Annotated in this window: 10 protein-coding genes; 1 reads left to right on the forward strand and 9 read right to left on the reverse strand. The window is 67.0% G+C overall.

Translation table 11 applies throughout. The features are described from left to right. Nucleotides 1-21: 21 nt before the first annotated feature. The 5 genes from trpD to ctaE all read right to left on the reverse strand — a co-directional run bounded on the left by trpD (nt 22) and on the right by ctaE (nt 5,487). Nucleotides 22-1,086 carry an anthranilate phosphoribosyltransferase gene (gene trpD / locus FNH08_RS32795; RefSeq protein ID WP_152775164.1) on the reverse strand — a complete coding sequence of 355 codons (1,065 nt, stop codon included), beginning with the start codon at nt 1,084-1,086 and terminating at the stop codon, nt 22-24. Between the two features lie 165 nt (nt 1,087-1,251). After that, on the reverse strand, nt 1,252-2,910 hold the full coding sequence (gene qcrB / locus FNH08_RS32800; protein ID WP_152775165.1) for a cytochrome bc1 complex cytochrome b subunit: 1,659 nt from the start codon (nt 2,908-2,910) through the stop codon (nt 1,252-1,254). Further along, nucleotides 2,907-3,965, reverse strand: coding sequence for a cytochrome bc1 complex Rieske iron-sulfur subunit (gene qcrA, locus FNH08_RS32805; RefSeq protein WP_152775166.1), 1,059 nt, complete (start codon nt 3,963-3,965; stop codon nt 2,907-2,909). The genes qcrB and qcrA overlap by 4 nt, the downstream gene beginning before the upstream one ends. Beyond that, nucleotides 3,962-4,771, reverse strand: coding sequence for a cytochrome bc1 complex diheme cytochrome c subunit (gene qcrC / locus FNH08_RS32810; RefSeq protein WP_322725892.1), 810 nt, complete (start codon nt 4,769-4,771; stop codon nt 3,962-3,964). Before qcrC ends, qcrA begins: the two co-directional genes overlap by 4 nt. 95 nt (nt 4,772-4,866) lie before the next feature. Beyond that, nucleotides 4,867-5,487 carry an aa3-type cytochrome oxidase subunit III gene (gene ctaE / locus FNH08_RS32815; protein ID WP_152775167.1) on the reverse strand — a complete coding sequence of 207 codons (621 nt, stop codon included), beginning with the start codon at nt 5,485-5,487 and terminating at the stop codon, nt 4,867-4,869. A gap of 145 nt (nt 5,488-5,632) precedes the next feature. Here ctaE and FNH08_RS32820 point away from each other — a divergent pair, with 145 nt between their 5' ends. Continuing rightward, nucleotides 5,633-6,031: a response regulator gene (locus FNH08_RS32820; RefSeq protein WP_152775168.1), complete on the forward strand. Its 399-nt coding sequence runs from the start codon at nt 5,633-5,635 to the stop codon at nt 6,029-6,031. Nucleotides 6,032-6,139: 108 nt separating this feature from the next. Here the strand turns inward: FNH08_RS32820 and FNH08_RS32825 are convergent, their stop codons facing one another. The 4 genes from FNH08_RS32825 to ctaC form a co-directional block, all read right to left on the reverse strand. Then, the gene (locus FNH08_RS32825; protein ID WP_152775169.1) at nt 6,140-7,378 is read right to left on the reverse strand and encodes a L,D-transpeptidase; all 1,239 of its coding nucleotides are present in this window, start codon (nt 7,376-7,378) and stop codon (nt 6,140-6,142) included. A 130-nt stretch (nt 7,379-7,508) separates the two neighbouring features. Next, nucleotides 7,509-7,907: a cytochrome c oxidase subunit 4 gene (locus tag FNH08_RS32830; RefSeq protein WP_322725893.1), complete on the reverse strand. Its 399-nt coding sequence runs from the start codon at nt 7,905-7,907 to the stop codon at nt 7,509-7,511. Then, complete coding sequence (gene ctaD, locus FNH08_RS32835) at nt 7,904-9,640, reverse strand: aa3-type cytochrome oxidase subunit I (protein ID WP_322725894.1); 1,737 nt, start codon at nt 9,638-9,640, stop codon at nt 7,904-7,906. Before ctaD ends, FNH08_RS32830 begins: the two co-directional genes overlap by 4 nt. Next, nucleotides 9,637-10,596 (reverse strand): aa3-type cytochrome oxidase subunit II, encoded by a 960-nt coding sequence (ctaC, locus tag FNH08_RS32840; RefSeq protein WP_322725895.1) that lies wholly within the window; start codon nt 10,594-10,596, stop codon nt 9,637-9,639. Before ctaC ends, ctaD begins: the two co-directional genes overlap by 4 nt. Between the last annotated feature and the right edge of the window lie 156 nt (nt 10,597-10,752).

A 10,752-nucleotide genomic window follows, 5' to 3' on the forward strand; every position in this document is an offset into this window, starting at 1 on the left:
CGCCCAACCTCAGGGGCACCGCTACACCTTGCTCGCCGTCACCCACCGCTCCAGCGCCCGCTTCGCCGAACCCGAGTCGATCGACTCCGCGGCCCGATCCATACCCGCGCGGATCTGCGCCGCCAGCGGCCCGTCCCCCGGTTCCAACGCCACCAGCGCCGCCGCCGAGTTCAGCAACACCGCGTCCCGTACCGGCCCGCCCTCCCCGTTCAGCAGGCGCCGGGCCACGTCCGCGTTGTACGACGCGTCGGCGCCCCGCAGTGCCTCCACGGGGACCAGTTCGAGACCGACGTCCCGCGGGTCGAAGGTCTCCTCCGTGACCTTGCCGTCCCGGACCACCCACACCCGGGAGGTCGCCGTCGTCGTCAGCTCGTCCAGACCGTCGTCGCCGCGGAACACCAGCGAGGAGTTGCCGCGTTCGGCGAAGACACCGGCGACGATGGGCGCCATGCGCGGATCGGCGACCCCGACCGCCTGGGCCCGCACCTTCGCGGGGTTGGTCAGCGGACCGAGGGCGTTGAACACCGTACGGATGCCCAACTGCCCGCGCGCGGCGCCCACGTGGCGCAGCGCCGGATGGAACTTGATCGCGAAGCAGAAGGTGATCCCGGCCTCCTCCGCCACCTCGGCCACCCGCTGCGGGGTCAGTTCGAGGTTGACACCGAGCTTCTCCAGGACGTCCGAGGCGCCCGACGCCGACGACGCCGCCCGGTTGCCGTGCTTGACGACCTTCGCGCCCGTACCGGCGATGACGATCGACGACATCGTGGAGATGTTCACCGTCTTCGCGCCGTCGCCACCCGTACCGACGATGTCGACGGTCGGCCCGGACACCTCGATCAGGTTGGCGTGCTCGTACATCGTCCGTACGAGCCCGACGATCTCCTCGACGGTCTCCCCCTTGGCCCGCAGCGCCACCGCGAACCCGGCGATCTGCGCGTCGGTCGCCTCGCCGCGCATGATCAGGTCCATCGCCCAGGCGGTGTCGTCCGCCGACAGGTCGCGTCCGTCCAGCAGTCCGTTCAGCAGGGCGGGCCATGAGCGGCCCGCCGCGGTGCCGCCTCCAGCGGGGATCACAGCGCTCATCAGCCACTCCTGGGTCATGGATGAGTCGTCCCGGACCACGACCGGCCGAGGGACAACGGGATACGAGTATCGACGGGTCCACCCTATCCAGCCACGAGCACGGCGAAGGGCCCCGTCCGAACACCGGACGGGGCCCTTCGGCGGTGCGCGTGGCGAGCGCAGCGATCAGTGGTGGCCGTGGCCGCTCGTGATCTCCTTGTACTCCTCGACGGTCGGCTTCGGGATCTGGTTGTCCTCGCCGTAGTACGCCTTGCTGAGCTTGGCGCGCAGCTTCGCGGAGCCCTTGATCTTCCGCTTGACGCCGTTCTCGTCGACCGCGGGGCCGATCTGGGCCGGGACGTACTGCTCGTGCGCGGTGAGCGTGTGCAGCTGCTCCTGGCTGAGCGGCTCGTGGACCTCGATGAACTCACCGTGCGGCAGGCGCTTGATGATGCCCGTCTCGCGGCCGTGCAGCACCTTGTCGCGGTCCCGGCGCTGGAGGCCGAGGCAGATGCGCTTGGTGACGACGAAGGCGATGACCGGGGCCACGAAGAACGCGATCCGGACGAACCAGGTGATCGAGTTGATCGACAGGTGGAAGTGGGTGGCCCAGAGGTCGTTTCCACCACCGATCAGCAGGACCATGTACCAGGTGATCCACGCGACACCGAAGGCCGTGCGGGTCGGGGCGTTGCGCGGGCGGTCCAGGATGTGGTGCTCGCGCTTGTCGCCGGTGACCCAGGACTCGATGAACGGGTAGACCGCGATCGCGACCAGCACCAGCGGGAAGACGACCAGCGGGATGAACACGCCCAGGACGAGCGTGTGGCCCCAGAGGTTGATCTCCCAGCCCGGCATGACACGGATCAGGCCCTCTGAGAAGCCCATGTACCAGTCGGGCTGGGCGCCGGTGGACACCTGGTCCGGACGGTACGGGCCCATGGTCCAGATCGGGTTGATCGTGGCGATCGCCGAGATGATCGCGATGACACCGAAGACCAGGAAGAAGAAGCCTCCGGCCTTGGCCATGTAGACCGGCAGCAGCGGCATGCCGACGACGTTGTTGTTCGTCTTGCCGGGGCCCGCGTACTGCGTGTGCTTGTGGTAGAAGACCAGGATCAGGTGCGCCACCACGAGGCCGAGCATGATGCCCGGCAGCAGCAGGATGTGGACCGAGTAGAAGCGGGCCACGAAGTCGCCGCCGGGGAACTCTCCGCCGAAGAGGAAGAAGGAGAGGTACGTGCCGACGATCGGCACGGACAGGACCGCGCCCTCCATGAAGCGGACACCGGTGCCGGAGAGCAGGTCGTCCGGGAGCGAGTAACCGGTGAAGCCGGTGAACATGCCCAGGACGAACAGCAGGAAGCCGAACAGCCAGTTGACCTCACGCGGCTTGCGGAACGCGCCGGTGAAGAACACGCGCATCATGTGCACGAACATGCCGGCGAGGAAGATCAGCGCCGCCCAGTGGTGGATCTGCCGGATCAGCAGACCGCCGCGCACGTCGAACGAGATGTGCATCGTCGAGTTGAACGCCTCGGACATCAGCTGTCCCTGGAGCGGGACGTACGAGCCGTGGTACTCGACCTCGTTCATCGACGGGTGGAAGAACAGCGTCAGATAGACACCCGTGATGATGATGATCAGGAAGGTGTAGAGGCAGACCTCACCCAGCATGAACGACCAGTGGTCGGGGAAGATCTTGCGCATGTTGGCCTTGGCCAGGGAGTAGATCCCCAGGCGGCCGTCGGCCCAGTCGGCGACCCGCTCACCGGCGGGCGCCTTCCCGCGGGAGCGGTCGGCGCCTGCGGCCGAGGTGGCCGTGGTGTTCTCGTTGGTGCTCATCCGCGCTCCCAGAAGGCAGGACCGACGGGCTCCTCGAAGTCGCCGAGCGCCTCGAGGTAACCCTCCTCGTTCACACCGATGCGCAGCTGCGGCAGGGCGTGACCGGCCGGGCCGAAGATGACCCGGCCGCCGTCGGACAGGTCGAAGGTGGACTGGTGGCAGGGGCAGAGGACGTGGTGCGTCTGCTGCTCGTACAGGGAGATCGGGCAGCCCACGTGGGTGCAGATCTTCGAGTACGCCACGATGCCCTGGTAGGACCACTCGAGCTCTTGCTTGTCCTTGATGTTGTCCGGCTGGATGCGGACGATCATCGTGGCGGCCTTGGCGATCTCGGTCTGGAACTCGTGGTCGTCCTCCTCCAGGCCCTCGGGCTTGACGAAGGTGAGCGAGCCGACCGCGACGTCGGAGGGACGCAGCGGCTCGTTCGTGTTCATGTTGACGAGCAGCTTGCCCTTGGACCAGATCGTGTGGCGCAGCTTGGTCCCGGGCAGCGGGCCCAGGTCGCGCAGCAGGACGACGCCGGAGAGCGGGAACAGGGCCAGCGCGCCGAACATCGTGTTGCGGATCAGCTTGCGGCGGCCGAGCGCGGACTCCTTGGCGCCCTCCTTGAAGTCGGCCATGACCTTGGCCTTGACCTCGGGCGTGGCCTCGATCGGGTGGCGCTCGTCGGCGACCTCCACGTCCGACATCAGCGTGCGGGCCCAGTGGACCGCGCCGGCGCCGATGCAGAACAGGGCGAGGCCCAGGCACGAGCCCAGCGCGAAGTTCAGCGCGCTGATGTGCCCGATCGGGAAGACGTAGATCGACTTGGCGACGTCGATCGTCACGTACGAGGCGATGAAGCCGACGGTGGCCAGCATCGACACCGTGAACAGCAGGGCGACCGTGCGCTCGGAGCGCTTGGCGGCCCGCTCGTCGATGTCCTGGACGCGGTGCTCGTGGGGCGGCAGCCCCGGGTCGGCGAACGGGTTCTTCTCGTCCGCGACGCTCACGGCACCGTGTGCGTGCTCCTGCTCTGCGGGCAGGTTCTCTTCGGGAATGTCTTGGCTACTCATGACTTCTTGGCCTTTGCGGTCCGAGCGGCGACCCACACGGCGACGGCGATCAGCGCACCGAGACCGAAGACCCAGGCGAACAGGCCCTCGCTGACCGGACCGAGACCGCCGAGGCTGAGGCCGCCGGGCTCCACGGTTTCGTCGCCGTTGACCGCGTCGAGGTACGCGATGATGTCCTTCTTGTTCTTCTCCGTCATCGTGGTGTCGGGGAAGGACGGCATGTTCTGCGGGCCGGTCTGCATGGCCTCGTAGATGTGCTTCGGATCGACACCCTCAAGAGTCGGCGCGTACTTGCCCTCGGACAGCGCACCACCCTTGCCGGTGAAGTTGTGGCACTGCGCGCAGTTGGTGCGGAAGAGCTCGCCGCCCTTGGCGATGTCCGCGCCCTGGGGGCTGTACTGCGCCTCCGTCGGGATGGACGGGCCGGCGCCGAGCGACGCGATGTACGCCGCGAGCTGGTCGATCTCCGCCTGGGAGTAGATGACCTTTTTCTTCGGGACCTGCGCGCCCGGCTGCTGGGCCGGCATACGGCCGGTGCCGACCTGGAAGTCGACGGCCGCGGCGCCCACGCCCACGAGGCTCGGCCCGTCAGTGGTGCCCTGACCGCCGGTGCCGTGGCAACTGGCGCAGCCCACGGCGTAGAGCCTCTTGCCCTCGTCGATGGCGAGGGACTGCGAGGTCTCATCGGCCTGCGCCTTGTCCGCGGGTGCGAAGGCGGTGTACAGCCCCGCGCAGGCCGCCAGCGCGATGAATAGAACGACGACCGCCGCCAGGGGATGGCGTCGTCGTGCGGAGAGCTTTTTCACGGATTACCCCGGTGTCAGGATTTTCTGCGTCGATGCTTCTGGCTGTGTGGATCGGTTGGCCGCGGCCGACGGGTCCGCCGCGGACGGCAGCACGATTACTTGATCATGTAGATCGTGGCGAAGAGGCCGATCCAGACGACATCGACGAAGTGCCAGTAGTAGGACACGACGATGGCGGCGGTCGCCTGCTCGTGGGTGAACCTCCGGGCCGCGTAGGTACGGCCGAGGACCAGCAGGAAGGCGATGAGACCGCCCGTCACGTGCAGGCCGTGGAAGCCGGTGGTCAGGTAGAACACCGAGCCGTACGGGTCGGACGAGAGCGAGAGGCCCTCGTGCTTGACCAGCTCCGTGTACTCGAAGACCTGACCGCCGATGAAGATCGCACCCATGATGAAGGTCACGATGAACCACATCCGGAGCTTCTTCACGTCCCCGCGCTCGGCGGCGAAGACGCCGAGCTGGCAGGTGAGCGAGGAGAGCACCAGGATCGTGGTGTTCGTCGCCGAGAACGGGAAGTTCAGGGTGCTGGCCTTCTCGTGCCAGAAATCGGCGCCCGTAACCGAACGCAGGGTGAAGTACATCGCGAAGAGGGCCGCGAAGAACATCAGCTCGGAACTCAACCAGATGATGGTTCCGACGCTGGTGAGGTTCGGCCGGTTGACCGCCGGGTGCGCGTGACCCTTGTCTACTGTCGTTGCTGTCGCCACGACCGACATTATGTCGGTCGCTTATCCCGCCCTCACTCCGGGGGGTCCCGTTCGGAGTGTCCGGGGGGTACGACCCGCTGTTGACGTGGTGTTCAAGGGAGTAGCATCCGCGCAACGGTGCTTGTCCGTACGACGCTGACGTCTCGGAGGAAGAATGCAGCCGACCGCCACGGTGCTGGTCTACAGCGACGACTCCAACACCCGCGAACAGGTGCGGCTGGCCACCGGCCGGCGGCCGGCTCCGGACGCTCCCATGGTCGAGTTCCTGGAGTGTGCCACTCCGGATGCCGTGATCAGGGAGCTGGACAAGGGCGGGATCGATGTCTGCGTCCTGGACGGTGAGGCCGTGCCCATGGGGGGTATGGGGGTGTGCCGGCAGATCAAGGACGAGATCTTCGACTGCCCGCCGGTGTTGTTGTTGATCGGGCGGCCTCAGGATGCGTGGCTGGCTACGTGGAGTCGGGCGGATGCGGCGGTGACGTTGCCGGTGGAGCCGGTGGAGTTCGCGGGTGCGTTGGCCGCGTTGCTGCGGCGGCATGCCTTGAGCGCCTGAGAGCTCGGTTCGGTCTGTTGTGGGGCGGTGCGGGTTCGTCGTGGCTTGTCGCGCAGTTCCCCGCGCCCCTGAAAGCCCCGCGTCCCCTTCAGGGGCGCGGGGCTCCGGTCAGATCGACTGGGGGGTCAGGCGGGGGACCTCGGCGTTGTGGGCCGGGGTGCCGGATCGTTCGGCGCTGCCCTCGCGCCACTTGTCCCAGGGCAGGTTCCAGTCGCCGTAGCCGTTGCCGAAGGCGGCCATCGTGTCGCCGCCCGAGTTGACGACCTGGACGATGTCTCCCTCACGCACGGTGTCGTAGAACCACTGCGCGTTGTCGGTGCTCATGCCCGTGCAGCCGTGGCTGACGTTGGCGTAGCCCTGGGAGCCGGTGGACCAGGGGGCGGCGTGGACGTACTCACCGCTGTTGGTGACCCTGACCGAGTGGTGGACGACCAGGTCGTAGAAGTCCGAGGCGCCGATGCTGGCGCTTGTCATGCGAACGGTACCTTCCTTGGCCAGGATGACCTTGACGCCGTTGCGGGTGTCGTAGCCGGGCCTGCCGGTGGTCACCGGGATCTCCTTGATGACCTCGCCGTTCTTGTAGACGGTCATCTGGTGTGCCTCGGCGTCCGTGACGGCGACGATGCTGTCGGCCGTGGTGAGCTTCAGGGGCTTGGCCCGGCCGCCCCAGAGACGGTCACCGATCTTGATGCCGTTCAGGTTGCTGCTGACCTGAACCGTGGCGTGGGCGGGCCAGTACTCCTTGGGGCGGAAGTGGAGCTTCTTGTCGTCCACCCAGTACCAGGCGCCCTCGACGGCGGGCATCGAGTCGACCCTCAGGGCACGTTCCACGACGGCCCGGGATGCCTTGTCCTTGACCGGGGCGCTGAGTTTGGCGGTGACGGGCTGGCCGACGCCGTACGTGCCCGCCTTGGGGCCGAAGGTGACGTTCAGCCGCTTCTTCGTGGTGGGCCTGCCGGTGTCGAGGGTGAGGACCTTGCGGCCGGGTGCGCCGTCGTCGTCCTCGGTGCTCACACGGACCGTGTAGTGGGCGCCCGCGGCGAGCGGGGACGTGCTGTGCCACCGCCTGCCGTCGGCGGAGAGTTCGCCCGCGACGTAGCGTCCCGTCGCGTCCACGGCCGTGACGTCGGTTATTCGCCCGTCGTCGTCGGCGGTGATCTCCAGTGGCTTGGCGGGGTCGGCCTTCTGGCCGTCGCCGGTGGGTGTGTTGAACGAGATCTGGTCCGCCGCGTCGTACGGGTCGGCGGAGAGCGGGTTGCCGCCTGAGCAGGCGGCGACGGCTATGCCGAGGGTGAGTGCCGGCAGTGTGCGCCGGGCGACCGTGCGGTTTCGCGGAGTGTGGCTCATGGCCATCACGCTAGGAACGACCCCCGGTGGTGGCGCGGCGAGTGGGCCGTACGAGGGAATTTCGCGTGGCAAACGAGGGAGCCCGGGCCTCCTTGCGGAGTGTCCGGGCTCCCTTGGCGCTCAGCGCGTGTTACTGGTTCTGGTTCTCACCACGGTAGTACTCGAAGACCCAGCCCCACAGGCCGATCATGATGATCGGGGCCGAGAAGTACAGCAGCCACCAGCCGAAAACAACGCCCATGAAGGCGAGCGCGCCACCGATGCCGAGGGCGAGCGGCTGCCAGCTGTGCGGGCTGAAGAAGCCCACCTCGCCGGCGTCGTCCGCGACATCGGCCTCCTTGTTGTCCTGCGCGCCCGCGTCGACCCGCCGGGCCGTGAAGGCCAGGTAGTAGCCGATCATGACGCACAGGCCGAAGGCGAGGAAGAGCGCCGTGGTGCCGGCCGGCTCCTTCGACCAGTAGCCATAGACGATCGCCATGGCCAGGACGAAGACGCTGAGCCAGATGAACATCTTGCCCTGGATCTTCACTTGCCGGCCTCCTTGCCGCTGCCCGCGAGCTCAGCGGAAGCCGGGCCGCCGTGGCCGAGCTGTTCCAGCGCGGCGATCTCGGGGTGGTGCAGGTCGAACGCCGGGGATTCGCTGCGGATCCGCGGCAGGGTGAGGAAGTTGTGCCGCGGCGGCGGGCAGGAGGTCGCCCATTCGAGCGAACGGCCGTAACCCCACGGGTCGTCGACCTCGACCTTCTTGCCGTACTTGGCGGTCTTCCAGACGTTGTAGAAGAACGGCAGGATCGACGCGCCGAGCACGAAGGAGCTGATCGTGGAGATCGTGTTCAGCGCGGTGAAGCCGTCGGCCGCCAGGTAGTCCGCGTAGCGGCGCGGCATGCCCTCGGCACCCAGCCAGTGCTGGACGAGGAACGTGCCGTGGAACCCGACGAACAGCGTCCAGAAGGTGACCTTGCCCAGACGCTCGTCCAGCATCTTGCCCGTCCACTTCGGCCACCAGAAGTGGAAGCCGGAGAACATCGCGAAGACGACGGTGCCGAACACCACGTAGTGGAAGTGCGCCACGACGAAGTACGAGTCGGAGACGTGGAAGTCCATCGGGGGCGAGGCCAGGATGACGCCGGTCAGACCACCGAAGGTGAAGGTGATCAGGAAGCCGACGGCCCAGAGCATCGGTGTCTCGAAGGACAGCGAGCCCTTCCACATGGTGCCGATCCAGTTGAAGAACTTCACACCGGTGGGCACCGCGATCAGGAAGGTCATGAAGGAGAAGAACGGCAGGAGCACACCGCCGGTGACGTACATGTGGTGCGCCCACACCGTCACGGACAGACCCGCGATGGCGATGGTCGCGCCGATCAGACCCATGTAGCCGAACATCGGCTTGCGGGAGAAGACCGGGATGACCTCACTGATGATGCCGAAGAACGGCAACGCGATGATGTACACCTCTGGATGGCCGAAGAACCAGAAGAGGTGTTGCCACAGTAGGGCGCCGCCGTTGGCCGCGTCGAAGACGTGGGCGCCGAACTTGCGGTCCGCCTCCAGGGCGAACAGCGCCGCCGCGAGGACGGGGAAGGCGAGCAGGACCAGGACCGCGGTCAGCAGCACGTTCCACACGAAGATCGGCATGCGGAACATGGTCATACCGGGTGCGCGCATGCAGATGATGGTGGTGATGAAGTTGACCGCGCCAAGGATGGTGCCGAAGCCGGAGAAGGCCAGACCCATGATCCACATGTCGGCGCCGATGCCCGGCGAGCGGACCGCGTCCGAGAGCGGGCTGTAGGCGAACCAGCCGAAGTCGGCCGCGCCCTGCGGGGTGAGGAAGCCACCCACCGCGATGAGCGAGCCGAACAGGTACAGCCAGTAGGCGAACATGTTCAGCCGGGGGAAGGCCACGTCCGGCGCGCCGATCTGGAGCGGCATGATCCAGTTCGTGAAGCCGGCGAACAGCGGCGTCGCGAACATCAGCAGCATGATCGTGCCGTGCATCGTGAACGCCTGGTTGAACTGTTCGTTCGACATCAGCTGCGTGCCCGGACGGGCCAGCTCGGCGCGCATGAAGAGCGCCATCACGCCACCGATGCAGAAGAACGCGAACGACGTCACCAGATACAGGGTGCCGATCGTCTTGTGGTCCGTCGTGGTCAGCCACTTGACCACGACGTTGCCGGGCTGCCTGCGCCGTACGGGCAACTCGTTCTCGTACGAGCCTTCGGCGGCGGCACCCTGAGATTCGTTGAGGATGCTCACAGTTGGGTCGTCTCCCGGTTCTTCTCGTTGCTCGTCTGCTCAATACCGGCCGGGACGTAACCGGTCTGACCGTTCTCCGCGAGCTGCTTGAGGTGTTCCTCGTAGCGCTCCTGAGAGACGACCTTCACGTTGAAGAGCATCCGAGAGTGGTCGACGCCGCAGAGTTCGGCGCACTTGCCCATGAAGGTGCCCTCGTGGTTCGGGGTCACCTGGAAGACATTGGTGTGGCCCGGGATGACGTCCTGCTTCATCAGGAACGGCACCACCCAGAAGGAGTGGATGACGTCACGCGAGGTGAGGATGAAGCGGACCGTCTTGCCCTCGGGGAGCCAGAGGGTCGGTCCGGGGTTGCCGGTCTGCGGGTTCCGCTCACCGGGGGTACCGCAGGTGTAGGCGCCGCCCGAGTTCGCGGGGAACTGGTCCTTCCACTTCTTCGGGATGGCGTCCAGGTTCTTGTCGGTCTTCGCGTCACCGGTGGAACCGGGGACGTTCGTGATGTAGTTGAAGCACCAGCTCCACTGGAAGCCGACCACGTTGACCGTGACGTCGGGCTTCTTGGAGGTGTCGAGGAGCTTCGTCTCGTCGCGGGCGGTGAAGTAGAACAGCACCGAGACGATGATCAGCGGCACGACCGTGTACAGCGCCTCGATGGGCATGTTGTACCGGGTCTGCGGGGGAACCTCGACCTTGGTGCGGCTGCGCCGGTGGAAGAAAGCACTCCACAGGATCAGGCCCCACACCAGCACGCCGACGGCGAGCGCGGCTGCCCAGGAACCCTGCCACAAGGAGAGGATCCGGGGAGCCTCTTCCGTGGTCGGGGTGGGCATTCCAAGGCGGGGGAAGTCCTTGTATGTGCAACCGGTGGCGGTCGCCAGGACCAGGCCCGCAGTCAGTGCCTGCAGCAGCTTCCGCCGCATCGGGCGCCGCGGCGAGCGGTCGGAGCCGTTGGGACTCACGTAGCGCCTTCCCGAGAGTCTCGCCCGCGCGGTTGGCTGCGGCCTTCTCGCTGGTCGGTCGCACGCCCTGCGTCGGGCAGGGGTTTGGATGTTTATGCGGGCCAAACCTTACTGGACGCCGTCCGGCGGTCTGCGGGGAGGGGGTGGGCAACGCGC

This window comes from Streptomyces spongiae (assembly GCF_009377185.1).
In the GTDB taxonomy this organism is placed as follows: domain Bacteria; phylum Actinomycetota; class Actinomycetes; order Streptomycetales; family Streptomycetaceae; genus Streptomyces; species Streptomyces spongiae.

Bases quoted from the DNA above. Each gene is read 5' to 3' on its own strand.
- FNH08_RS32820 (WP_152775168.1), top strand. From the start codon at position 5,633: ATGCAGCCGACCGCCACGGTGCTGGTCTACAGCGACGACTCCAACACC.
- qcrA (WP_152775166.1), bottom strand. From the start codon at position 3,965: ATGAGTAGCCAAGACATTCCCGAAGAGAACCTGCCCGCAGAGCAGGAG.
- trpD (WP_152775164.1), bottom strand. From the start codon at position 1,086: ATGAGCGCTGTGATCCCCGCTGGAGGCGGCACCGCGGCGGGCCGCTCA.
- ctaE (WP_152775167.1), bottom strand. From the start codon at position 5,487: ATGTCGGTCGTGGCGACAGCAACGACAGTAGACAAGGGTCACGCGCAC.
- FNH08_RS32825 (WP_152775169.1), bottom strand. From the start codon at position 7,378: ATGAGCCACACTCCGCGAAACCGCACGGTCGCCCGGCGCACACTGCCG.
- qcrB (WP_152775165.1), bottom strand. From the start codon at position 2,910: ATGAGCACCAACGAGAACACCACGGCCACCTCGGCCGCAGGCGCCGAC.